This window comes from Pseudomonas sp. RHF3.3-3, assembly GCF_048069595.1.
In the GTDB taxonomy this organism is placed as follows: domain Bacteria; phylum Pseudomonadota; class Gammaproteobacteria; order Pseudomonadales; family Pseudomonadaceae; genus Aquipseudomonas; species Aquipseudomonas fuscovaginae_B.
In genome coordinates, this window is sequence record NZ_CP182250.1 from 2,683,704 (window position 1) to 2,706,281 (window position 22,578).

22 protein-coding genes and 1 pseudogene are annotated in these 22,578 nt (G+C 60.2%); 7 read left to right on the forward strand and 16 right to left on the reverse strand.

Features of this window, described 5'->3' with window-relative positions:
* Positions 1-50 precede the first annotated feature (50 nt).
* The 8 genes and pseudogenes from lysA to cynR form a co-directional block, all read right to left on the reverse strand.
* Entirely contained in the window at positions 51-1,289 is a 1,239-nt protein-coding gene (gene lysA, locus ACMGT0_RS12340) for a diaminopimelate decarboxylase (RefSeq protein ID WP_416772796.1), read from the reverse strand.
* Positions 1,290-1,483: 194 nt separating this feature from the next.
* Entirely contained in the window at positions 1,484-2,401 is a 918-nt protein-coding gene (locus ACMGT0_RS12345; RefSeq protein ID WP_054061094.1) for a LysR family transcriptional regulator, read from the reverse strand.
* Positions 2,402-2,614: 213 nt separating this feature from the next.
* On the reverse strand, positions 2,615-3,967 hold the full coding sequence (locus ACMGT0_RS12350) for an OprD family outer membrane porin (protein WP_416772798.1): 1,353 nt from the start codon (positions 3,965-3,967) through the stop codon (positions 2,615-2,617).
* A gap of 221 nt (positions 3,968-4,188) precedes the next feature.
* Complete coding sequence (locus ACMGT0_RS12355) at positions 4,189-6,030, reverse strand: DAHL domain-containing protein (protein ID WP_054061092.1); 1,842 nt, start codon at positions 6,028-6,030, stop codon at positions 4,189-4,191.
* 169 nt (positions 6,031-6,199) lie between these two features.
* The gene (locus ACMGT0_RS12360) at positions 6,200-7,576 is read right to left on the reverse strand and encodes a nucleobase:cation symporter-2 family protein (protein WP_416772801.1); all 1,377 of its coding nucleotides are present in this window, start codon (positions 7,574-7,576) and stop codon (positions 6,200-6,202) included.
* 131 nt (positions 7,577-7,707) lie between these two features.
* A pseudogene (locus tag ACMGT0_RS12365) lies at positions 7,708-7,824 on the reverse strand (DNA alkylation repair protein); the annotation flags it as partial.
* 18 nt (positions 7,825-7,842) lie between these two features.
* Complete coding sequence (locus ACMGT0_RS12370; RefSeq protein ID WP_054062766.1) at positions 7,843-8,895, reverse strand: diguanylate cyclase; 1,053 nt, start codon at positions 8,893-8,895, stop codon at positions 7,843-7,845.
* A gap of 377 nt (positions 8,896-9,272) precedes the next feature.
* On the reverse strand, positions 9,273-10,160 hold the full coding sequence (gene cynR / locus ACMGT0_RS12375) for a transcriptional regulator CynR (RefSeq protein ID WP_054062765.1): 888 nt from the start codon (positions 10,158-10,160) through the stop codon (positions 9,273-9,275).
* Positions 10,161-10,271: 111 nt separating this feature from the next.
* Between cynR and ACMGT0_RS12380 the strand changes: the two genes are divergently transcribed.
* The 3 genes from ACMGT0_RS12380 (at position 10,272) to ACMGT0_RS12390 (ending at position 11,807) form a co-directional block, all read left to right on the forward strand.
* Entirely contained in the window at positions 10,272-10,931 is a 660-nt protein-coding gene (locus ACMGT0_RS12380) for a carbonic anhydrase (protein ID WP_054056926.1), read from the forward strand.
* Positions 10,932-10,959: 28 nt separating this feature from the next.
* On the forward strand, positions 10,960-11,430 hold the full coding sequence (gene cynS, locus ACMGT0_RS12385) for a cyanase (RefSeq protein ID WP_054056925.1): 471 nt from the start codon (positions 10,960-10,962) through the stop codon (positions 11,428-11,430).
* A gap of 122 nt (positions 11,431-11,552) precedes the next feature.
* Positions 11,553-11,807 carry a DUF2790 domain-containing protein gene (locus tag ACMGT0_RS12390; RefSeq protein WP_054056924.1) on the forward strand — a complete coding sequence of 85 codons (255 nt, stop codon included), beginning with the start codon at positions 11,553-11,555 and terminating at the stop codon, positions 11,805-11,807.
* Between the two features lie 211 nt (positions 11,808-12,018).
* Here ACMGT0_RS12390 and ACMGT0_RS12395 read toward each other — a convergent pair whose 3' ends face one another.
* Positions 12,019-12,213, reverse strand: a complete 195-nt coding sequence (locus tag ACMGT0_RS12395; RefSeq protein WP_416772804.1) for a hypothetical protein — start codon at positions 12,211-12,213, stop codon at positions 12,019-12,021.
* Positions 12,214-12,657: 444 nt separating this feature from the next.
* A complete protein-coding gene (locus ACMGT0_RS12400; RefSeq protein ID WP_054056923.1) occupies positions 12,658-13,134 on the reverse strand; it encodes a DUF1348 family protein in 477 nt (158 codons plus the stop codon).
* Between the two features lie 647 nt (positions 13,135-13,781).
* Between ACMGT0_RS12400 and ACMGT0_RS12405 the strand changes: the two genes are divergently transcribed.
* On the forward strand, positions 13,782-15,365 hold the full coding sequence (locus ACMGT0_RS12405) for a histidine kinase famiy protein (protein WP_081005886.1): 1,584 nt from the start codon (positions 13,782-13,784) through the stop codon (positions 15,363-15,365).
* A 363-nt stretch (positions 15,366-15,728) separates the two neighbouring features.
* Here the strand turns inward: ACMGT0_RS12405 and ACMGT0_RS12410 are convergent, their stop codons facing one another.
* A complete protein-coding gene (locus ACMGT0_RS12410) occupies positions 15,729-15,968 on the reverse strand; it encodes a DUF2934 domain-containing protein (protein WP_081005885.1) in 240 nt (79 codons plus the stop codon).
* Between the two features lie 28 nt (positions 15,969-15,996).
* Entirely contained in the window at positions 15,997-16,548 is a 552-nt protein-coding gene (locus tag ACMGT0_RS12415) for an ATP-dependent Clp protease proteolytic subunit (RefSeq protein ID WP_054062763.1), read from the reverse strand.
* Positions 16,549-17,539: 991 nt separating this feature from the next.
* On the opposite strand from ACMGT0_RS12415, the gene ACMGT0_RS12420 reads away from it, so the two are divergent.
* From ACMGT0_RS12420 to ACMGT0_RS12430, 3 genes are all read left to right on the forward strand, one after another.
* Complete coding sequence (locus ACMGT0_RS12420; protein ID WP_054056919.1) at positions 17,540-17,794, forward strand: DUF1652 domain-containing protein; 255 nt, start codon at positions 17,540-17,542, stop codon at positions 17,792-17,794.
* Positions 17,795-18,279: 485 nt separating this feature from the next.
* Entirely contained in the window at positions 18,280-18,798 is a 519-nt protein-coding gene (locus ACMGT0_RS12425; RefSeq protein WP_239687905.1) for a hypothetical protein, read from the forward strand.
* Between the two features lie 7 nt (positions 18,799-18,805).
* A complete protein-coding gene (locus tag ACMGT0_RS12430) occupies positions 18,806-19,252 on the forward strand; it encodes a DUF421 domain-containing protein (RefSeq protein ID WP_054056918.1) in 447 nt (148 codons plus the stop codon).
* Here ACMGT0_RS12430 and ACMGT0_RS12435 read toward each other — a convergent pair.
* From ACMGT0_RS12435 to ACMGT0_RS12450, 4 genes are all read right to left on the reverse strand, one after another.
* Entirely contained in the window at positions 19,233-19,469 is a 237-nt protein-coding gene (locus ACMGT0_RS12435; protein WP_416772808.1) for a hypothetical protein, read from the reverse strand. The genes ACMGT0_RS12430 and ACMGT0_RS12435 overlap by 20 nt on opposite strands.
* A gap of 87 nt (positions 19,470-19,556) precedes the next feature.
* Complete coding sequence (locus tag ACMGT0_RS12440) at positions 19,557-20,513, reverse strand: lysylphosphatidylglycerol synthase domain-containing protein (protein WP_416772810.1); 957 nt, start codon at positions 20,511-20,513, stop codon at positions 19,557-19,559.
* A complete protein-coding gene (gene clsB / locus ACMGT0_RS12445; RefSeq protein WP_054056915.1) occupies positions 20,513-21,709 on the reverse strand; it encodes a cardiolipin synthase ClsB in 1,197 nt (398 codons plus the stop codon). Before clsB ends, ACMGT0_RS12440 begins: the two co-directional genes overlap by 1 nt.
* Positions 21,706-22,500, reverse strand: a complete 795-nt coding sequence (locus ACMGT0_RS12450; protein ID WP_054056914.1) for an endonuclease/exonuclease/phosphatase family protein — start codon at positions 22,498-22,500, stop codon at positions 21,706-21,708. The genes clsB and ACMGT0_RS12450 overlap by 4 nt, the downstream gene beginning before the upstream one ends.
* Positions 22,501-22,578 lie beyond the last annotated feature (78 nt).

Here is a 22,578-nt window from a genome sequence, read left to right on the forward strand (position 1 = left end):
GCCAACGCGGCGTCACCCTGCAAAAGGTGACGCCGCGAGGTTTTTGGGGGTCAGCCCAGGCAGGCCAGTTCCGGGCCCAGCAGTTCATCGAAGGTCTGCCGCCGCCGAATCAGGCGGGAGTGCTCGCCATCGAGCAGGTATTCCGGCACCAGCGGCCGCGAGTTGTAGTTCGAGGACATGGTCGAGCCATAGGCCCCGGCGTTGTGGAACAGGATGAGGTCGCCGGTGGTTGGCCGGCTCATGGTTTCGAAGCGCAGGGCGCCGTCGCCGGCGAGGGTGAAGACGTCACCGGATTCGCACAGGGGGCCGGCGATGAGGGTGCTGATCGAGGGCCGCTCCGGGGCCTGGGCCACCAGCGACACGCGGTGGTAGCTGCCGTAGAGCGTCGGGCGGATCAGTTCGTTGAAGCCGGCGTCGACCAGCGTGAAGGGGTTGGCGCCCTGTTGCTTGACCGCACGCACTTCGCAGACCAGCGTGCCCGACTCGGCCACCAGGAAGCGGCCAGGCTCCAGCTCCAAACGTACCGGACGACCATAGCGGGTCTGTGCATTACGGCGCACCGCGTCCCACAGCGAGAAGTAGTGCTCCACATCGATCGGTTCCTCATCTTCGCGGTAGGGCACCGAGAGCCCGCCGCCGGCCGACAGTGCCTCGATCGGCCGATCGATCTGCTCCAGCAGTTGGGCAACGGCGTCGCAGACCTGGCCCAGGTGACCGTAGTCGACACCCGAGCCGATGTGCACGTGCACACCCACCAGGTGCAGGTCGTAGCGGCTCAGCAGCTCAAGGGCCTCGGCCAGTTGTTCATGCCAGATGCCGTGCTTGCTGTTGGGGCCGCCGGTGTTGGTCTTGGGGCTGTGGCCATGGCCGAAGCCCGGGTTGATCCGCAGCCACACGCGGTGCCCGGGCGACAGCTCGCCCAACTGCTCGATCATGTCCAGCGAGCCGAGGTTGGCCTCGACGCCAAGCTCGACGATACGCGCCAGGGTCGGGCGATCGAACACGTCCGAGGTGTAGACCAGGTCCGAGGGGCCATCGACGTTGCTGCGCGGGTTGAAGCCGGCCTTGATCGCCCGCTCGATTTCGCCCAGGGACACGGCGTCGAGTTTCACGCCTTCCTCGCGCATGAGGCTGAGGATCGACAGGTTCGACAGGGCCTTCTGGGCGAAGCGCACGGTGTCGAAGGTTTTCAGCGTGCGGATACGCTCGCGAATGACGGCGGCATCATAGATCCAGACGGGGGTGCCATGGGCTTTGGCGACGTGTGCGGCATGCTGTTCGAGGGTCATGGGGCAAGCTCGGGCTGAAAGGCGATGTTCCCTGGGTTTTCCCAGGTCGGATAAGGCCACGCCGGGGCTCGCGAGTGTTGTCAGGAGGTGTACCGGTGTGGGTGCGCCTTTTTAGCATTGCCGTGTCCGGATAAAAAATATCAGTTTTCGGGGTGTCCATTCATTTCTGATATGGCCGGTGGGCCGTGCACTGGCTAGGGAATCTCGGCGAGCTGGGCTTCGAGATCTCGACAGCAATCGCGCAAGGCGTCGACGAACCGATCGACCAGTACGGAGTGGGGACGATGCAGCGGACGCACCACGCGGATGGAGTAGGGGATCGACAGGGCAAAGCGCCGAATGGTCAGCCCCAGGTTGACGTAGGAGAGCGCCGTCAGCGGGTTGAGGGTCGACACCCCGACACCCTGGGCGACGGTGCTGCACACCGCAGCCGCGCTATGGGTTTCCACCTGCAGCCGGCGGCTGACGCCATGCTCCTCGAACAACGCATCGATTTTCTTGCGGTAGGGGTCGTTGGCGGCAAACGAGATGAACGGTTCGCCTTCGAAGTCCTCGGGGGCGAGCACCGACTTGGCTGCCAAGGGGTGATCCGGTGGCAGTACGCAGACCATGTCCGAGGTGAACACGCAGTCGCTTTCGGTGCCGAGCGCAAGGGTGGCGTCCTCGATCAGCCCCAGGTCGTAGCGTTGCGAGGACAACCATTCATTGAGCAGCGGCTGTTCCTGCGGGGTGATGGTCAGCGCGACATCCGGGAATTGCCGCAGAAAGCGCTTGCAGACCATCGGCAGTAGGGCCTGGGAGAACGCCGGCAAGGTCACCAGGGCGATCTGGCCGTTCTTGTGTTGGCGGATGGCTTCGGCGGTGCGTTCGATCCGTTCCATGCCGAAATAGGCGCGCTCGACCTCCTCGAACAGTCGCAGCGCCTGTTCGGTGGGAATCAGCTTGGCGTTGGCCCGCTTGAACAGCACCAACTGGGTGATCGACTCCAGGCGGCTCAGCTCGCGGCTCACGGTGGGTTGCGAGGTGTGCAGCAGTTCGGCGGCGGCGGTGGCGCTGCCGGTGGTCATCACGGCCCAGAAGATTTCCATGTGCCTGAAGTTGAGCTTGGCCACGTTGCTTGGGGTCTCGGTGCGGCGGGTGGGGGAACAGATTGTATCTGAATCAGCCGTTGGACTTGAGGGCCCTTTCGCGGCGGTTCGGCGCCCCGACCAGCCACGCTCCTACAGGTTTTGGGCTGGCGCAAGGCGGGTGAGAGGCAGTGGTGTTGTCTGATCGTTCCCACGCAGAGCGTGGGAACGATCGGAGGCCCGGGAGCAGGGCGTGGATTACCACAGCGGAATGACGTAGCTCACGTAGAAGCGGTTTTCGTCCTGAAGGGTCTGGCCGGTGATTTCCGGGGCGGCGTGGGCGTTCTGCCATTTCACCCCGAGGCCCTTGAACTGGCCGGTCTGCACTTCATAGGTCAGCGCCAGGTCGCGTTCCCATTCGCTGGCATCGCTGTTGGCGGCGGTGCGGATCTGGTCGCCATGGGCGTAGGTGGCGGCGAACTTCAGGCCGTCGATGCCCAGTTGGGCGAAGTCGTACTTGTACTGGGCCAGCCAGGTCCGCTCGCCGGCGTGCTGGAATTTGTTCAATTGCAGGTTGGTCAGCGCCGGGGTGTCGGCACCGGAGCCCGGGCCCTGGCGGTTGTCGCCGCTGTTGAGGCCCGAGTCCAGGTACGGGAAGTCGCTGTCGCCACTGTTTTTCTGAATGCCCAGGCCCACGGTATGGCCGGCCAGGCTGTAGCTTTCCATCAGGCTGATGGTCGCCTGGTTGATCCGGCCCTTGCTGATGCCGTTGCCGTAGTAGCCGGCCGCCGCGTACTCGCTGTCACCGTCGCCGTTGCCTCCGATGCCGAGGCTGCGGTAGGCCCGCAAGTCGCTGTCGATGGCGCCGACGGGCAGTGCGTCATGGCGTTTGGCACCGAGGAAAGCCTGCTGGTAGTAGTCCTGCAGGCTCGAGTACCAGGCGCTCAGGGTGGTGCCGGGAATGCCCGCGTAGTCCGCGCCGCCATAGAGGAAGCGGTCGCTCTTTTGGGTGCCGCCGGCGGTGATCATGCCGGTGTCGCCGGTTTCGTTGCGGATCTTGGTCTGGTTGATGTCGCCGACGGTGAAGGTGAAGTTGTCCAGGTCCCTGGAGACCAGTTGCGCGCCGGTGTTGGTCTGGCGGTACAGGCGGCCGTCGGTATTGGCCAGCATCGGGTTGTTCTGGTACAGGGTGCCGATGCGCAGCTCGTCCTTGAGGAAACGTGCCTTGAAGGTCGGGCTGAGTACGCCGAACTGGTCGGCGGACTTGCCGTCATCCAGGGGGAACATGCTGCCGGGGTAGCGGCCCTGGTGGCTCCTGTCGTTGAGGTCGCCGCCCGAATCCAGCTTCAGGCCGTAGAAGGCCTGCAGGTCCAGGCCCAGGCCGATGGTGCCTTCGGTGTAGCCGGACTTGAAGTCGAACTGGAAACCCTGGCCCCAGTCGCGAATGCTGTGGGCCTTGGCACTGCTGCCGCTGATGTCGCGCCCCTGCTGGTTCAGGTAGCGGTTGAGAAGGGTCACGTCGGCGTGGCTGTCATCGATGAAGTCGGCGTGGGCAGACATCATGATACTCGCCAGGGCGGCCCCCATCACGGGACTGTACAGCTTGTTCATTGGTTCGGGTCCTGGTCACGAAATTGAAATAAGAGCTGAAAACTCTTGAAACAATTAAGCGGTGGCCATGTGACAGTTCCGAGTCAAATGCGGCGTGCAGCGGATGAAATTAAATTTAGAAAAGGCACCTTTCACCCAGTCTACAGCCTTGATTTATCAGCCTTTTTTCGGTGTGTTGCAGTGCTTCCGGCCTTGGGCGGGTGGCATGCCGAGGGGCCGGCCTACTGCGGGTTCGTGGGGGTGGCAGCATTGACGTCGGCAGGTCTGCGGGGCGGTTCGTCCAGGGGCACTTCCAGGGTGAACAGCGCCCCCTTGCCCGGCCCGTCGCTGTGCACACTCAGGCGCCCCTTCATCTCGACCGCCGCCAGGGCGCAACTGTGCAGGCCAAAGCCGTGGCCGTCCTTGCGGGTGGTGAAACCGTGGGTGAAGATGCGCGGCAGGTTCTCCGGCGAGATGCCTTCGCCATCGTCCTGCACGCCGATACGCAAGGTCGTGCCGTCGACCACCCGCACGCTCACGGTGATTTCACGTTCGCGGTTCGTCAGGTCGGACACGGCCTGCTTGGCGTTGCTGAGCAGGTTGATCAGGATCAGCAGCAGCCGGTGCTTGTCGCCGAGGAAGATCGGTACCGGCTGGTAGTCCCGGACGACCTTGACGTGATGCCGGGTCAGCGAACCGCTGTTCATGCGCAGGGCATCCTCGATCAGATCGGCGATATTCAGGGGTTCGAGCAGCTTGGGTGCACCGGCGTAGGATTGCTGGGTGCTGACGATTTCCTTGATGTGGTCGACGCTTTTGCTCAGTTGTCCCAGCTCCTGGACGATCTCCGTCTGTTCGGCGCCAATGGCGGTGACCAACTGGTTGAGGTAGGCGGGCAGCAGCTTGCCCTTTTCGTCCTGGCTGAAGAAATGGCCCAGGTCATCGGCCCGTTCGTTGATCAGTTGCACGGCCCTGCCGAGCCCCTGTGCCTTGCTGCCACGCACCCGGCGTGTCACCAGGTCGGCCGAGATGTTCACACTGTTGAGTACGTTGCCGACGTTGTGCAGCACGTTGGTGGCGATCTCCGCCATGCCCGCTGCCCGGGCCGTGCTCATCAGCTCGCTCTGCGCCTCGCGCAGTTCACGGGTGCGCTCTTCCACCCGCTGTTCAAGGCGTTCGTTGGCCGCCTGCAACGCGCTGTTCATCTGGTTGATCAGGGCATGGCTGCGCAACTGGCGGATGATCAGATAGAACACCCACAGCACCATGAGCGCCGCGCACAGGCTCAGATAGACCAGGTACTGGCGGTTTTGCAGGTCGGCGCGCCGCTGGTTTTCATTGAGCAGTTCGTTGATGGCGTCGAGGTTCGCCGCCACCGGAATGAAGCCGATGCGTTCCAGCAGGTCATTGGTCTGGGGCTGCTCGCTGACCACCACGTTGACCTGTTCGATCAGTTTGTCGATGGGTGCGGCGAAGGCGGGGGGAAGGGTGTTTTTCTGCGAGGTCAGGTACTGGATCTGGCGCTCGATCTTTTCGGCCCTGCCGTTGGTCACGTGGTGGGCGTATTCCATCGTGCTCAGGGTCAGTTTCGAGGCGCTGTACAGCACGCTGAGGGTTTCCACCGGGTGGCTGGTGCTCAACGGCTGCAGGTCGGCCTGGATCGCGTCCTCGATCGCCGACAGGCTTTCCAGGTCATCGCGCAGCGTGGTGTTGTGCGCCTGGAACTGTTCGATCAGTTTGCTCTTTTCCCCCGAGGCATCGAGGTAGGCTTTCTTGCGGGCCTGCCAGATGGGGGAACTGTCCAGGGCGCTGTTCAGCGTGACCAGTTGTTCCCAGCGCCTGCCCGATTCCGCGGCGGGGCCGGCCAGCAGGTTGTAGTTGTATTCGTCGCTGATGCGGGTCTTGAGAATCCTGGCATCGAGCCGGGCGTCCAGTTGCTTGAGCTGGCGAATCAGGTCGCGGGATTCGACGTAAGTGGAGGTCTCGCCCGAGAAGGCCTTGACCAGAAGGAATGCCAGGAGGCTGGCGAGAATGACGAACAGGGTGATCAGCGCGGTACCTCTGTACCTGCTCCATTGCATCATGGCGGACGTCCTGTGCACTACCGGGTCTTCACTGAGTGTAGTGCCGGCTGACGCTTTCGCCCTGAGAGGGGGTATGCGGACCCGACAGCCGGGCCGGTCCATCCGGGCCCGGGCGGTCGTCAGCGCCTGCCGGGCCGGACGTGGGGCAACCTTGCGTTGCCCCGTGCAATCATCCGGGTTGCGGCGATGGCGGCAGGAACCAGTTCAGTACCAGGGCGCAAATACCGCCGGTGGCGACACCGGATTCGAGCACGTTGCGCAGCGCCGCCGGCATGTGCGCGAGGAACTCCGGCACCTGCGACACCCCCAGGCCCAGGGCCAGGGACACGGCGATGATCAGCAGCGCCCGGCGGTCGAGGGTGATGCTCGCCAGGATGTTGATGCCCGAGGCCGCGACGGCGCCGAACATGACCATGGCCGCGCCGCCCAGCACCGGCTCCGGGACCGCCTGGATCGCGCCGGCCACGGAGGGGAACAGACCGAGCAGGATCAGCATCAGGGCGATCCACTGGCCGATGTGGCGACTGGCGATGCCGGTGAGCTGAATCACGCCGTTGTTCTGGGCGAAGATCGAGCTGGGGAAGGTGTTGAACACCCCGGCCAGCAGCGAGTTGGCGCCGTTGACCAGCACACCGCCCTTGATCCGTTGCATCCACAGCGGGCCTTCGACCGGCTGGCGCGAGACCTTGCTGGTGGCGGTGACGTCACCGATGGCTTCCAGCGAGGTCACCAGGTAGATCACCAGCATCGGGATGAACAGCGACCAGGAGAAGCCCAGGCCGAAGTGCAGCGGCGTCGGCACCTGGAACAGCGGCGCTTCGTGCATGCCGGTGAAGTTCAGGCGACCCAGGTAGCCGGCCAGGGCGTAGCCGACGGCCAGGGCGATGACGATGGCGCAACTGCGCATCCACACCAGCGGGATGCGGTTGAGCACGACGATGATCGCCAGCACCACGCCGGACAGCAGCAGGTTCTCGCCGTTGGCGAAGGTGCCGTTGCCCATGGCGCTGAAGCCGCCGCCCATGCTGATCAGGCCGACCTTGATCAGGGTCAGGCCGATCATCAGCACGACGATGCCGGTCACCAGCGGGGTGATCATGCGTTTGACGAAGGGCAGGATGCGCGAGATGCCCATTTCGACGAAGGAACCGGCGATGACCACGCCGAAGATTGCCGCCATGACGGCTTCCACCGGTGTGCCTTGCTTGACCATCAGGGCGCCGCCGGCGATCAGTGGGCCGACGAAGTTGAAGCTGGTGCCCTGGACGATCAGCAGGCCGGCGCCGAACGGCCCGAAACGACGGCACTGGACGAAGGTGGCGAGGCCGGAGATCACCAGTGACATCGAGACGATCAGGTTGGTGTCACGGGCCGACACGCCCAGGGCCTGGCAGATCAGCAGGCCGGGGGTGACGATCGGCACGATGATCGCCAGCAGGTGTTGCAGCGCGGCGAGCAGGCCGATCAGCAGGCGAGGGCGGTCCTCAAGGCCAAGGATCAGTTCATTGGCCTGGGGGGCGCTGGGCGGGGTCTGGTGAGAGGTCATGGCAAGTGCCCTGGCAAAAATGAGCGGCGATTCTACTGCAACGGTCTGGGGCGTGAAGCACTATCTGTGGGAACGGGTTCGACATGCCCGCTCCCACAACGCCAGCGCCCAACGGCGCGCGTGGCGCAGTCGAGGATGTCGAAACCGCTGCCCAGCCGCTCGCCATTGATCAGCAGGTGCACTGCATGGTGGCCGCTGTAGTGGCGGCGCGTGGTGAGTTCGCGGATGTGCTGGCGGCGGCTCGTGTTCTGCTGTTTCCGGCGCTTTTATTGAACGACCGTCGGGGCGCAGTGGGGGCTGTCCGTGACAATCCGGTTGCGCCCGCTTTTCTTGGCTTTATAGAGAAGGCTGTCTGCGTGGGCGAACCACTGTTTTGCACTTTCGAACTCGTCATGCCAACTGGCTATGCCTACGCTGACGCTCAATGAAGGGGCTACGATATGAGCGCTGTTGATTTTGAAATTTTGACAGGCGCGCTCGATTATCGTTGCAGCCTGCTCCAGGGAAACGCCCTCCATGATTATGCAGAACTCATCGCCGCCGAACCTGGCAATAAGGTCGGCAGAGCGTAAGGAGGACCTGAGTGTTTTGCTCAGCAGGCAAAGAATGGAGTCGCCAGTCGGGTGGCCGTAACGGTCATTCACTGCTTTGAAGTTGTCCAGATCAAGCACTATGAGAAACGTGTTGTTTTTTCTGTTGTTGGAGCTGGCGATGTTCTTCAGCTCTTCGTCCAGGTATCTCCTGTTTAAAAGCCCGGTTAGTTCGTCTGTTATGCTAAGGCTGTTCAGGGTGTTTTTTATCTTGTATAGCTCTGAGGCAAGCTTATATGAGGTAAAGCTTACCGAGATAGGGTATAGCGTCAACAGTGGCAGGCTTGACCAAGCCGACAGAATTGAGCTTTGTTGTAAGTCTATTCCGACGAGAATCTGCCACGCGAGTATGCCTGATGCTTGCAGGGTCAGCCCTTTTTTCAGACTCTTCAAACCGCCCGTGTTGATGGCGTTCATTGCCACCATTGCGGATAGGCTTATTGAAGAGATCGGGTTTAATCCGATGGCGCCCATCCATAAGCCGCACAGCAGTGAGTCGACGTCCAGATTTCGTATTTCTGCCATGTAAGGGTTTTTTGAGCGGTTGGAAATTCTGTAGGCTACATGGGGCCATATTGCAACATTTATAAAAAGCAATGACGCCAGGATCAGGAAATTCTGTTGGTGGATGATGGATTCTAGAATGATGGGCGCACACAATATCGTACCCAGTATTCGTGGGTAGTAGATTCTCTTGGTGAACCGTTTTCCATGCTTTATTCGATCCAAGGTTCACCTCTACTGATCACGTGACATGCTCCTGTATGCCATCATGTCTGTCGTGTTTTGTCTAGCATCATGGATTCTGGTTTTCGGTTTTTGCCAATTCCTCTTGTGGGAAAATTGGACTGGCTAACCGGGTTCTTGATTGACGCCAATGAGTTTTAGTTGGTGAGCGAGGTTCATGTATCGGAGCGGATACAGCACTTCGGGTAAGGGCCCGGAAGAGGCTTTATCATACAGACCCTAGTAGTGTGGATTTCAGATAGATGTGCAGGCCTGGCCGGTGGTCGCCTGAATGCACCATGACTTTTCGGCACTGACCCCTCGACTTCAACCGACCTGTCGTGGCTGCCGTCTCCAGCCGGTCAGCGGCTTCTAGACCCTCATTCGTTCAGTTGAGCAGAGACTTCTTTCGCCAGCTCGATGAAAACCCGAGCCGCGGCGCTCTGGTAGGCGCCTTTGCGCTGCATAAGGACGGCGGTGCGCTGCAAGCGTTCGGGCTCGAGTGCGATCGCCACCAGGTCGCCGTGGGCGAAGGCGGTGTTCGCGGGCAACAAAGTCGACAGCGTGGTCCTGCGAACGATTTCGATCACTGCACCGAGTGCATTGGCCTCCATCCGCACTTCAGGGCGTATTCCGTGCTCGCGGCAGTAGCGATCGATCTGTTCGCGGGTCGCGAATTCCGTGCTGAGTAGAACCAGCGACTCGCCGCTCAGGGCCTGAGGGCCAATGGAACTTTCCTGCGCCAGGGGGTGGGTGCGGTTCACCACCAGGGCGAGGGTTTCGATCAGCAAGGGCAGGGAATCGATGTCCGGGGTGTGTATTTCATCGAACGCGATCCCCACGTCCAACGCTCCAGCGATGAGCAGGTCCTCCATGCGCTCCTGGGAGATCTCCTGCACGTTCAGGGTGATCTGCGGGTAACGCGAGTGGAATGCCTCGACCAGGGGGCCCACCAGGTAGGTCGTGAAGGTCGGTGTCACCGCCACCCGCAACGACCCGCGACTGAGGTCGCTCACATCATGGATGGCTCGCCTGGCTTCGCGCAGTTCCTGTGAGGCCCGGCGCGCATACTGTAAATAGACCTCCCCGGCATCGGTCAGACAGGTCGTGCGTCCAGAGCGATCGAACAGCTGGGCGCCGAGACTTTCTTCCAGGAGCTTGACCTGCTGGGACAGCGCAGGCTGGGAGACATGCAACGCCGCAGCGGCCCGCGTGAAGCTGTGATGCTCCGCCACGGCGAGGAAATACTGGATGTGTCGGGCAAGCATGGATTTATCCATAAGATAATCTGATCAACAGCATAATAAATGAGACTTTTACCTTATGTAAGTCCACCCCTAATCTTGGCTTCAACAACCCGCGACATCGAGGACGAAGCCATGAAGGACATCATTGACGGTTTTCTGAAATTCCAGAGGGACGCCTTTCCCGAGCGGATCAAGCTGTTCCAGGACCTGGCCACGCAGCAGAGCCCAAGGGCGTTGTTCATCTCATGCTCTGACAGTCGGCTGGTGCCTGAGCTGGTCACCCAGCGCGAACCAGGCGATCTGTTCGTGATCCGCAACGCGGGCAACATCGTGCCTTCCTATGGCCCTGAGCCGGGCGGTGTGTCGGCCTCGGTCGAATATGCCGTCGCCGCGCTGCAGGTCGCCGACATCGTCATCTGCGGTCACTCCGATTGCGGGGCGATGACCGCCATTGCCACCTGCAAGTGCCTGGACCACATGCCCGCTGTGGCGGGCTGGTTGCGCTATGCCGATTCCGCCCGGGTGGTGAATGAGGCCCGCCAGCATCCGGACCAGCCGACCAAGGTCGCGGCCATGGTGCGCGAAAACGTGATTGCGCAGTTGGCCAACATCCAGACTCACCCGTCGGTGCGCCTGGCCCTTGAAGAGGGCCGCGTGACCCTGCACGGCTGGATCTATGACATCGAGAGCGGGCGTATCGACGCCTTCGATGGCAGTACCGGGACCTTTGTGTCCCTCGCCGACCATCCGCAAGTCCACGCCGTTTCCAAACCAGCCAGGCAAGTTGCCTGAACCCGATATCAACCGAGGAGATAACCCCATGATCCAGACACAAGCCACCAAAAGCCTTCGCCAGGCCCTGACTGAAATCATCGTGATGGCCAAGGCCCGCAAAGGCCTGTCCTACGCGCAACTCACCGAGGGTACCGGCCTGTCCGAAGCCTTCGTCACGGCAGCCCTGCTGGGTCAGCACCCGCTGCCTGCCAACGCCGCGAAGGTCGTGGGCGAAAAGCTGGACCTTGACGCCGACGGCATCGCCTTGCTGCAGACCGTCCCGGTTCGTGGCTGCTTCGAGAACAGCGTACCGACCGACCCCACCCTCTATCGCTTCTACGAAATGCTGCAGGTCTACGGCACCACCCTCAAGGCTCTGGTCCACGAGAAGTTTGGCGACGGCATCATCAGCGCCATCAACTTCAAGCTGGACATCAAGAAGGTCGAAGATCCGGAAGGCGGTTCCCGTGCCGTGATCACCCTGGATGGCAAGTATCTGCCGACCAAGCCTTTCTGACCCTGCTGTGAGTCTGCCCGGCGTCTGACGGCGACCGGGCTACCCCCCAACCCCTTATCTCAGGCTGCGCCACCCCGGCGTGAAGCCAGGCCTTTTTTCGCCCTCAATACAGGTGAGTTGCCATGAAATATTTATTCGCTTTATTCCTGGGTGGTCTTTGTTCCGTTGCAGTAGCCGATGAACTCACTGCCCAAACCCCGCAGGTTACCGTCGAGTCCTATCGTGACGCTCAGGACCTGGATATCGCCCACGTGGTCGCCAGTACCGAAATACCGGACGTCTGCGGCGTAGTGCCTGTGCAGATGACTTATGACGACTCCAAGGGCATTCGGCACACCATCGCGTACCACGTCATGGGGACTGGCTGTACCCACTGATCATGCCTCTCGTCAGCCTGTCTGGCGCCCGATCATGCGGCGCCAGCGGCGGGGGACCTTGGCCGCAGTCGCGGGGCCCGGTTCTCGTGAGCCAACCCTTCCTCATTCCGCGTCCTGACGTTTCAACGCGGTCGTTGCGATCCGTTCCGCCAAGTCCACATTCGACCGCATGCTCGCGGTTGACTTCCTCGTTTTTCTGGCACGCTTCGACTCAATCATAAACAAGCCTTGGATCAGTTTCTGGCCGCAGATGCTGGATGAGGTTCTGGCAGGCGTGTGATCGATGTGGGATCAGTGGGGTGCAGGCGCAGCGGCCATCGTTGCCCGTGGCCTTCCTTGCTGGCAACGGCAGTGGCGCCAGGCGTTTCGCGGTTTTGCCGTTGAACAGGATGAGTTCGGCAGTCATGGAGCCTGCTTGGGGCGGGTGCGGCTGCGGTATCTGTGAGCGAGTAGGGATCGGCCTTATCAGCAGACCTGATCCTTCTTGAGAAGGGCCAGGTCTGCTGGATGCTTGGCGGGGGTTAACGGGATGTTCAAGTCAATCTGGCTTGTATTGAATGGCCGGCCTTGGAGAAAGGCGCGTTGAAGCGATATTGGCGCAACTTTACTTGCGTTGACGACGCGGCTGTTACCCAACGCTGACGTCGTAAATAACGCGCTCGCCAGTAGTATCAAAACTCTATGGCGCAGGCGTACGGCTCCTCGAAACTGAAGTTTCGCCGCGCAGTGTCATCACGCTTGGAGCCGTACTTGCGTTATAGAGCGTTCATATTGAACGAATGGTTTTCGTCACGCCCTATCCAGTTGACCAACTTGAGATATAAAGATGGATCTGGATTGATGGGACAACTTACAGCCCAAGTTCTGTCAGGCCTGGATGATCATCCGGACGGCGCCCCAGTGGCCAGTGGAACTTGCGTTCGCTTTCCTTGATCGGCATGTCGTTGATGCAGGCGAATCGGCGGCGCATCAGACCATCCGCTTCAAATTCCCAGTTTTCGTTACCGTAGGAGCGGAACCAGTTACCGGAATCATCATGCCACTCGTAGGCGTAACGGACGGCGATGCGGTTATCGGTAAAGGCCCAGAGTTCCTTGATCAGGCGATAGTCCAGCTCTTTCTTCCATTTGCGGGTGAGAAAGCCCTTGGCCTCTTCGCGATTGGTCGCGAATTCAGCGCGGTTACGCCATTGGGTATCCAGTGTATAGGCGAGCGAGACCTTTTCGGCATCGCGGCTGTTCCAGCCGTCTTCGGCGAGTCGGACTTTCTCAATCGCCGATTCGCGAGTGAAGGGAGGAAGTGGCGGGCGAGTTTGGGCATTGGACATGGTAGTGCCTCCAGTCTGGTTGGATAAATCGGTATGGGTAACGTCTTTTGAAACTCAGGCCCTTATGAGGAGGCCTCTAACAACAACTATGCAAATTCCCTTGCATGGTCGGCTGCGCGATAATCATCCAGCGCGGGTGCCATAGTGATTGCGCCTTCCATTAATATTATTGACTGCCCGGCTTAAACTCAGCGTTTGCTCGATATTCAGTGCCCGGTCAGCCCAAGCGTATAATTCAGTCGTTTCTGCCTGCGCACTTTCGCAAACTTGCGGATGGGGATCATCTGGATCCCCAAACTTCTCCCGCAGTGTTGATCATCCACAGCCAGAAAGACCCTCCGACTCGAACCGGCCGTGAACGGATTAAGCACGCGATCCGTCATGGGTGGGTTCATGAGTTCAATGTAGAACGATCGTTCTCCCTGGTCAAGCGACACCGGGAGAATTTTTTTCCGAGGGGGTGAGCAGGCCAAGTCGAGAGGCATCAGGGAGCGCTTCGAAAGCGCTGGATCGACCCTCACGGCAACCTGCTCGACGGCCTACGCCATGCTCCTGCGATGGCGCAACAGGCCGAGAAACGAATCAAGCTGCACTCCGAAGCATTTTCACGGTCCATGTAAAACGCATCGTTGAGTGGGAGGTGAACCTTGGCAAGACAGAAAAAGCCCGTCGTCGATGGCATGCATTTGACGACGCTTTCTTCCAACCGCAAGGACCGCTTCTTCGCAGCCATGGACGCCAGCCACAGCGCGATGATCGTGACCGATCCGGCGCAGCCGGATAATCCGATCATTTTTGCCAATCAGGCATTCCTGACCCTGACCGGGTATGAGCACGACGAGGTCATCGGACGCAATTGCAGGTTCCTGCAGGGCCCGCAGACCTGCAAGGACACCCGACGGCAGGTGCAGTTGGCGGTCGGGCGGCACCATGAAGTGTGTGTGGAGGTGATCAATTACCGCAAGGACGGCTCCTCTTTCTGGAACGAGCTCTTTATTTTCCCGCTCTTCGATGAACGTGGCCGACTGACGTATTTTTTCGCCTCCCAGTTGGATGTGAGCCAGCGTCACGATGTGGCGCTGCGCAGGCGTCGGGCCCAGGACCTCGAGGCACTGGGGCAGCTCACCGGCGGTATTGCCCACGATTTCAATAATCTCCTCCAGGTGATGGTGGGCTATCTGGAATTGATTCAGTTGAGCGCAAAGCGTCCTGGCAGCGATCCGCAGCGTATTTTCAATAGCGCCAATCGTGCCAGGGCCGCCGCCGAAAAGGCGCAAACCCTGACTCAGCAGTTACTGGCGTTCTCGCGCAAGCAACGGCTGGAGAGTCGTGTGTTCAACCTGAACACCTTGTTGAGCCGCCCCGGCGTCATGGCGCGTGCGCTGCATGACGTCCACCTGCAGGTTGATCTGGCCGACGATCTGTGGAACTGCCTGATTGATCCTGGCCAGGCTGAGCTGGCGGTCCTGCAGTTGCTGACGAACGCCCAGGAGGCGCTGGAGGGCCGCGTCGATCCGACAGTGACCGTCAAAACCTGCAACGTGCGGATTCCAGGCGACGCCAAGCTTCAACGGGAGGGGTTGGCAGAGGGGCGCTATGTCAGCCTTTCGGTGAGTGACAATGGCAAGGGGATAGCGGCGGAGCTCCAGGACAAAGTCGTGCAGCCGTTCTTCACCACCAAGGAAGAGGGCAAGGGTTCTGGCCTGGGGTTGTCGATGGTGTACGGCTTTGCCAGGCAATCGGGGGGCACGGCCCGCATCCATTCATACCCCGGTGTCGGCACCACGATACGCCTGTATTTTCCTGCAGATGACAGCGAGTACTGCGACGAGCAGGCGCCGACAGCGCCTCTGTCGCTGCAAGGTTGTGAAAGCATCCTGATTGTGGAGGACCGGCCCGAGGTGGCCGAGCTGGCACAGGTGATTCTGTCGGATTACGGCTATCAGATAGACACCGCGCACGATGCCGCCCAGGCATTGGCCCTGCTCCAGAACAAGGCCTACGACCTGGTGTTCAGCGATTTGATCATGCCGGGGGACATGGACGGCGCGGCACTGGCGCGTGAGATATCCCGCCTGTATCCGCACACGAGGATCCTGCTCACCACAGGCTACGCGAAAGACGCGCTCGAGCGGGCCAATATCCAGGTGCATGAGTTCGAGGTGCTTCCCAAGCCTTATCAGCCTGCTGATCTACCCCGAAAGATACGTGCCGTGCTTGACGCTCAGTGACACCGGCGCAAGACCGCGCTGGTCATGGTGAACCTGGGAGAGGGCTACCCAGGGCAGGTGAAAATCCCGTCGTTGTCAGGCAAAGCGTACACCGGCACAGACCTCTGAAATCCACCTCCCTATACAGCCCTTGCGTATTGTCGTGTGGGTGCATGGGCTCAGGCGTCTGGGTGCATTGGCCAGATAAAATCCATAAAAAAGCCCGCACTGAGTACGGGCAAGACAGGAGTGCTTATGAGCAGCCTGGAGTGACCAGACTCACTATTGAGATTTAAAAAACCTGAGCTTTCTCGATTGTTTTTCCAGCTTGCCGACGGATGGTGGAGGTTCTTGAACAAGCGCGCCATGCCCGGATAGGCGGGTTCAGGTTGCGGTCTTTTTGCTGCGTACTTTGCGCGGGGTCGACGAGGAGGGTGCCTTGCTTTTTGAGTGTTCCGGTTCAGGTGGCGCGACGCTGCTCTCGACAGAGCCCGACAACTTGTCAGTGCCAGCCGCTCCCAACTCATCCCTGGCTTGTAGCCAGTGTACAAAGTCCCGGCCCTCAGGTTTGCCTTGCTGCTCCCAGATGCGATAGGCGGTGAGCCGAATCGTTTCTTCGTCCATTGTGATTCTCCCGTTTAAATCAAAGTCGTCAGGAATAAATGAAGCTGCTGACCGAGTCCGACTTGATGATGGGCAAGTCGATGGCATGGATCAGACCGGCGGCGATCGCTTGTTGCGGGTCGATGATCCTCGGTGCGGCGATCAGGTATTTTTCGGTTTCCAGTTTTTCGATAGCGCCGTGGGTGCGCTCGGCTACGATACGCACATACAGTTGCAGGTCGTAATCGAGGCTCATGGCATATTCGGACATGCGTGAATGATCTACGGCACCCTGAACATGCCAATGAAAGGGATGAAATAGAAACTTGCTGTATTGGCAGGCGGTCCTGCGCTCGCCAGCCAGGAAGATGATGTTGCCCATCGACTCGACTGTACCCAGATTGTGGGTATGCACGGGAATCGGCAGAGACAACAGAAAGTTGTACAGGGTAAACCCGTAGCTACATTCACCCCCCATGGTCGCGATATTGAGCACCAGCTCTGATGCGTCTTGCTGTACGGCCGCTGAGGCCTTTTCGATCAGTTGGCTGCAGGTGGAGGCGGTGATGGGCCCGGTGAAGTTGATAATGTGTAAAGGCATGGTTTCGCTCCATGAGGTAAACAGGAGAGCGCAGCTCCCCTGTATCAGGCACGTCAACGGTTGCGCCCGCTACCATGGCTGTTTCCACCACCCTGTTTAGCGGTTTCGTTCACACTCATATGGCCTTGCTTGTCTTGAGTACTCATGCTGGATTTCCTCTCTGTCAGAGAGATTTTTAGAATTTAATGCTGATGTGCCAGGGTTTTTATCAAATAGCGCAGCCTTATGGATGGTGTAATAGGTTTCTTTCACAAACGGGGGGTGTCTGAGATGCACCGACGATGGCTTCGGACTGTCTGATCCTTCGCTGATGTTCGTAACAAGGGGGTGAATTCGAGGTCGGGCCAGTCTTGGCTTCAGGACGTGTTTCCACGCCTCGCTGGCGATTATTGTGCTGCTTATCAATTGACGTTCCCATGATCGATATCCTTGGTTTGACTGCATGTTTTCTGGCGATCTAGGCTATGTACGAAATCGCTTGAAACTTGGTTATGCGGCGTTAAAAACCGGCTCGGAATGCTCATTGACAACCAGTCAAGTCGGGCGCGACCCCGGGCGTTCCTCGCCGGTTTTTGCCTTGCCTAACCTGCGTTTCAAACAATTTCGTACACAGCCTAATTCGTGCTGCCGGCAACTATTCAGAGAGTGGCGGCGATGGGTGTGTTTTCTTTTTTTTCGAAAATGGCGACGAGCGGCATTCGGATAAACTTATACAAGTCGGGTGCCGCTTCGTATAAGTAGGCTGGCGGGGTTGATATTAAGGTGATGGCAATGACCGCTTGGCTTTCTGCTTGCTGATAAAGAGCAGCGATGAGAACCGAATCTGTCAGTGAGCAAGTCTGGATTGACTCGGGATGCCCTTTCGTGGGATACATTTCGGCCGCACGCTCAACTTCTCAGTAACTTGCTATAAATCCCGGTGCGCACCCAATTAATTGGGTTTGTTTTCTTCCTGAATGAATAATCACCTATCTAGTGGGACGCCCTTGCGATGCCTTCTACTCTTGAATTGCGTCGTCTGATTGAAACCGCATTTCTGCCAACCCCGTGCATCTGCACGGTCGATCAGGGGAAAACCCTCACGATTCAGCTGATGGACGCAGATACCCGGCAGGAGCAGCTCACCGTCACCGGCATTGACCCTCAAGGTCTGAGGTCGATTCGGGCCATTGCGCTTCTGGTCGCAGAGATCAAGGAGGAGCTCAGGCTCAATGCGCGAGCGACGGATGAGTCCGCAGACACCTGAGGTGCCAATACCCTGACATCGCCCTATCGAGGTGAAAACTCGAATAGCTGGGTACCGCCACCTGAAAAGTTGTACAGAATTCTAAAAGATGTACACGTAAGCGTCGGTTCGTCTACACCCCGGGCATCTGCTTCAACACCCCCTTCATCTTTGACGCCACCCCGCAACAGCTCCCCCTGCGCTCAGCTTTTCTGAACAATTTCCCCCTTTGCAGACTCCACCGAACAGGCAACGTGTCGTGATGGAGCGCGAAGGGTACCTGGCGATCCGCAAGGACTGCCGGGTGGGCCAATCCGGTCTTGACCACCACAAGCGGTCGGTGAGGCAGTGACAGCCTTGGCGTCCGTCGAAAAACACCTGGGGAGAAAGGGGTATGTCCACCGCCGCAAACATCATTGCTTGTCTGCATAAGCACGCCTTGCGGTTCACCACCGCGCCGTCGTGCACCGCAGGCAGGATCGGCGAGAGGGCATGGGAGGAGCTGCGTGAACCAGCCTGAATCCGCGGACGAGCAAAGTCGCGATTACCCGGTACGCGAAGACATGGCCTATCAGCTCAAAGTCTGGCGATTTGAGCGGTGGGGTTGGTATGGCTTGGTCGTTATCGTGTTGATGGCATTGCTCGGGGTTTTTTCTCGTGGGCCGCTGAGCACCCGGGAGCTTCACAGCCAGGACGGCAGGGTAACGCTGCGCTACGAGATCGTTCACCGCAACGGCTCGACCAACCCCATGAAGATAGCCGTTGCCAGTGGCCGGGCCCATTCGCAGGTCGAGTTGGCGCTGGACGGGGATCTTTTCGAGGGATTCAGCATTGAAACCCTGCAACCCGATCCGATCAGGACGGTCAGCTCCGCACGGGGGCTCAGGTTTTGGCTGCAGACCGACGCTCAAGGACAGGCCACGCTTTATCTGATGCTGCGAGGCGATGGCCTGGGAGGCTACAGCAGCCGCGTATCGATAGCGGGCTCCTCGCCCGTTGAACTGACACAATACATCCTACCGTAGGTGCACCATGGACTCCGTGTTACGAGCGGCCGCGATGTACGTGGCCTTGATGATCCTGTTCAAAATCGCTGGAAGACGCTCGCTGGCGGAGCTGACCACGTTCGATCTGGTATTGCTCATGATTATTGGCGAGGCCACGCAGCAGGCGCTGCTTGGCGACGATTTCTCGTTGACCAACTCCATCGTGGTCATCGTCACGCTGATTGCGGTGGACGTGGGCCTGTCGCTGTTGAAGCGACGATTCTCGACGATATCCCGGCTGATCGACGGCGAGCCCACGATTCTCGTCGAGCACGGCAGGATTCTGCATGAGCGCTTGCGTCAGGCGCGTCTGATCGAAGCGGATCTCATGGAAGCGGCACGTTCAAACCAGGGCATCGAACGCGTGGACCAGATCAAGTTCGCCATACTTGAGCGAAATGGAAAAATCTCGGTCATTGCGCAGGATCAATGAGGGAGTCATCAGCGCCCTCAACCACATTCGCGTAGGCACGAGCTGCCCTGCCGAGCAGCGCGGCGCGCTCGTCGCCGTCGATGAAGCCTTCGTCGAAGTACTCATCGGCCAGCCGCACGAGCTCTTCATGCTGCTCCTTGGCGTTCATGTGGCTCTCCGGTTTTTCCAGCAGTTTTTCCCAAGCCTGTAAGGCGTGTTCCTTTCGGTCTTCGTACATGGCACACCTCATGGAATGATGACGAGCGCAAGGGCCCAGGCCTCGGTTGAACGACAGTACGGAAAAGCTCGGCCAGGGTTCCAGGCGTTACCCTCCAGGACTCTCGTTGGCCGATTGGCGCATGGCTTTGGCACGCTTTTCCAGTACCAGGTAGCTGGCGCCCGCGAGCAACAGGGGGATGAGGTAGTAGAGCGTTCGATAACCCAGCAGTGCGGCCACCAGCGGGCCCTGGTCAAGCTGGTCGTGGAGCAGGGCGAGAAAAACCGCCTCCAGCACACCCAGCCCTGCGGGAATATGCGTGATGACGCCTGCGACACAACTGATCAGCAGAACCCCCAGGACCGCAGGATAGCTCAAGGAAGCCGGGAGCAGCAGGAACATGAGGCCCGCCATCAACGCCCAGTTGCTGGCACCGAGCCCGACCTGAAACAGCGCCAGGCGCAGCGAGGGTAAGGTGAACTCGTACCTGCCCCAGGCCCAGGCCCTTTGCCTGGCCCACCCGCAGGCAAGCAGATAACCCCCGGCGATGACGACCAGCGTCAGTCCGATGAGCTGCAAACCGAGCGCCCCCAGGCTCCAGCTGTCCGGCAAGGTCACCAGACGCAGGGAAAACACCACGCCGGCCAGGGCCGCATAACCTATCCAGTTGGTGACGATCCCCAGGGTAATGATCTGCGTGACCGTGGCTGTTTCAAGCCCCAGGCGCTTGTAGAGGCGTAAACGCAAGGCGATGCCGCCGATCCAGGTGGTGAAGTTCAGGTTGAAGGCATAACAGACAAAGGCCACCGGCAGAACATGCCGCACCGGCAGCGTGTGGCCGGTGTAGGCGCGGGCGAGCAGGTCATAACCGCTGACCAGTGCGTAGCTCAGCAGGGCCATCGCCAGACCGAGCAGCAGTGTCCCGGGTTCATAGCCTTGAATCGAACGCAGGACCTGGTGCCAATCCAGGTGGCGGGCCATCCAGTAAAGCAGCGTGCAGACGAGCGCCACAAAGCACAGTGTCAGCCACTGCCGGCTTCGGGCCTGCCAGGCCTTGCCCGTCATCAGCGCTCTCCTTCCTGGCAACTGATGGGCTGCGCGTGGGGGGCCAGGGGGCGCAGGTATTGCTTGTGCGCCGGCAGCCAGCCGGCAATCGTCGGAAAATGCCGGATGCAGTGAAAGCACAGGAAGATCAGCGGGGCCCTCCACCAGAAGCCGCGGACCATGCGCTCGAGGGTGATCCGCTTGCAGTCGTGGCGGATGAGCTGTTGAAGGTGATCGTGCAGGTGTTTGTTGAACACGTCATCGCGAATGAAGAGATTGGCTTCCAGGTTCAAGGCCAGGCTCAACGGATCGAGGTTGCTCGAACCCACCGTGGCCCATTGATCATCCACCAGCGCGACCTTTCCATGCAGTGGCCGACGACAGTATTCCAATACCCTGACGCCATCGCGTAGCAGGTGGTTGTACAACAGCCTGGAGAGGGCACGCACCCAACGCAGGTCCGGCTGCCCCTGCAGAATCAGCGTCACCTCCACACCCCGCCGGGCGGCGTTACGCAGCTCTCGCAGCAACCGGTAACCCGGAAAGAAGTAGGCGTTGGCGATCAGCACGCGAAAGCGGGCGGCCTGCAGGGCTGCCAGGTACTGCTCCTCGATCGTATTGGTGTGATGCTGGTTGTCACGGTCAAGCAACCGTGCCCATGCCTGTCCGCGCAGACGGCCGTCGGGCGCCGCCCGCTGCTCGGGTGGCTCTTGGCCCAGCAGGCGCAGACAGCAGGCCTGCACCTGGGCCACGACGGGGCCGGTCACCTCCACCGCATAGTCCTGTTTGGCCATGGGGCCGGATTCGTCCAGGTGATCGGCGCCATAGTTGAGCCCGCCGACAAACGCCCGCTGGCCATCAATCACGACAAGCTTGCGGTGCAGGCGCCGAAAGAGATTGGTACGCATGCCCATCCATCGCGGTTGAGGATCGAAGACATGCAGGCGCACCCCCGCTGAGGTCAGGGCCTGGATGAAGGCGGGAGGCAGGTCGGCGGTACCGTAGCCATCGACCGTGACATCGATCTGCACGCCCCGTCGAGCGGCTTCGACGAGCACCTGCTGCAACGCCTTGCCCACGGCATCGTCCTGGATGATGAAGGTTTCAAGCAGCACGCGTTGGCGAGCCTGGCCGATGCTGTCGAAGACACGGCGGTAATAGTCGTTGCCATTGATCAGCAACCGGACGTCATTACCTTCCAGCCAGGGGGCGTTCACAGGGCCAGCTCCACCACCAGCGACGCATGGTCCGACAGGTGCGACCAGGGGCGTGTGCTCAGCACGCGTGCGCCCAGGGGCGAAGCATTGCGCACATAGACCCGGTCCAGGCGTAGCCAGGGAAACCGCGCAGGAAAGCTGCGTGCCGGCGCACCTTCAAGCTGGGCGAAGGCTTCGACCCAGGACTTCTCGCAGAGCCGGCGGTCAGCGCGTCGACGCCAATCGTTGAAATCCCCGGCGATGATCACCGGCGCGTCGGGGGGCAATGCCCCCAGGTAATCGAACAACAGATCGATCTGATTCTGACGCTGGGCTTCGCGCAGGCCCAGATGCACGCAAATGGCGAACACCCGGGCATGCCCGGGCACATCCAGTGTGCAGTGGAGCAGCCCGCGCTGCTCGTTGCCCTGGACCGAAACATCCCGGTTGCCATAGGCCAGGATCGGAAATTTGGAGAGCAGGGCATTGCCGTGATCCCCATGGGGATACACCGCGTTGCGTCCGTAGGCGAACTGCGGCCACATGCTGTCGGCCAGGTACTCGTACTGAGGCAATGAAGGCCAATCGGGGTAGCGCTGCTCGTGTTGGCGATGGCTGCCATGCACTTCCTGGAGAAACACCAGATCAGCCCCGGTGCTGCGTACGGCCTCGCGCAACTGCGGCAGGATGAAGCGCCGGTTGAACAGGTTGAAGCCCTTGTGCACATTGAGGGTGAGCACCGTCAGGCGATGTATCGCATCGACAGCCGGTGGCAGGCTGGCTGGGCCTGGTACGGGGTTGACCTGGTTCACCGTTCTCCTCCTTCCTTCCGGGTCTGGCCTGCGCGTGTCGGCTTCACTGTGAGCGGACCACGCGGGCGCGAGGGGGCT

What these genes read in the sequence shown, in the direction of transcription:
- lysA (WP_416772796.1), bottom strand. Translation starts at nt 1,289, where the DNA reads ATGACCCTCGAACAGCATGCCGCACACGTCGCCAAAGCCCATGGCACC.
- ACMGT0_RS12350 (WP_416772798.1), bottom strand. Translation starts at nt 3,967, where the DNA reads ATGAACAAGCTGTACAGTCCCGTGATGGGGGCCGCCCTGGCGAGTATC.
- ACMGT0_RS12355 (WP_054061092.1), bottom strand. Translation starts at nt 6,030, where the DNA reads ATGATGCAATGGAGCAGGTACAGAGGTACCGCGCTGATCACCCTGTTC.
- ACMGT0_RS12360 (WP_416772801.1), bottom strand. Translation starts at nt 7,576, where the DNA reads ATGACCTCTCACCAGACCCCGCCCAGCGCCCCCCAGGCCAATGAACTG.
- cynR (WP_054062765.1), bottom strand. Translation starts at nt 10,160, where the DNA reads ATGCTTGCCCGACACATCCAGTATTTCCTCGCCGTGGCGGAGCATCAC.
- ACMGT0_RS12380 (WP_054056926.1), top strand. Translation starts at nt 10,272, where the DNA reads ATGAAGGACATCATTGACGGTTTTCTGAAATTCCAGAGGGACGCCTTT.
- cynS (WP_054056925.1), top strand. Translation starts at nt 10,960, where the DNA reads ATGATCCAGACACAAGCCACCAAAAGCCTTCGCCAGGCCCTGACTGAA.
- ACMGT0_RS12390 (WP_054056924.1), top strand. Translation starts at nt 11,553, where the DNA reads ATGAAATATTTATTCGCTTTATTCCTGGGTGGTCTTTGTTCCGTTGCA.
- ACMGT0_RS12395 (WP_416772804.1), bottom strand. Translation starts at nt 12,213, where the DNA reads ATGACTGCCGAACTCATCCTGTTCAACGGCAAAACCGCGAAACGCCTG.
- ACMGT0_RS12400 (WP_054056923.1), bottom strand. Translation starts at nt 13,134, where the DNA reads ATGTCCAATGCCCAAACTCGCCCGCCACTTCCTCCCTTCACTCGCGAA.
- ACMGT0_RS12410 (WP_081005885.1), bottom strand. Translation starts at nt 15,968, where the DNA reads ATGGACGAAGAAACGATTCGGCTCACCGCCTATCGCATCTGGGAGCAG.
- ACMGT0_RS12415 (WP_054062763.1), bottom strand. Translation starts at nt 16,548, where the DNA reads ATGCCTTTACACATTATCAACTTCACCGGGCCCATCACCGCCTCCACC.
- ACMGT0_RS12420 (WP_054056919.1), top strand. Translation starts at nt 17,540, where the DNA reads ATGCCTTCTACTCTTGAATTGCGTCGTCTGATTGAAACCGCATTTCTG.
- ACMGT0_RS12430 (WP_054056918.1), top strand. Translation starts at nt 18,806, where the DNA reads ATGGACTCCGTGTTACGAGCGGCCGCGATGTACGTGGCCTTGATGATC.
- ACMGT0_RS12435 (WP_416772808.1), bottom strand. Translation starts at nt 19,469, where the DNA reads ATGTACGAAGACCGAAAGGAACACGCCTTACAGGCTTGGGAAAAACTG.
- ACMGT0_RS12440 (WP_416772810.1), bottom strand. Translation starts at nt 20,513, where the DNA reads ATGACGGGCAAGGCCTGGCAGGCCCGAAGCCGGCAGTGGCTGACACTG.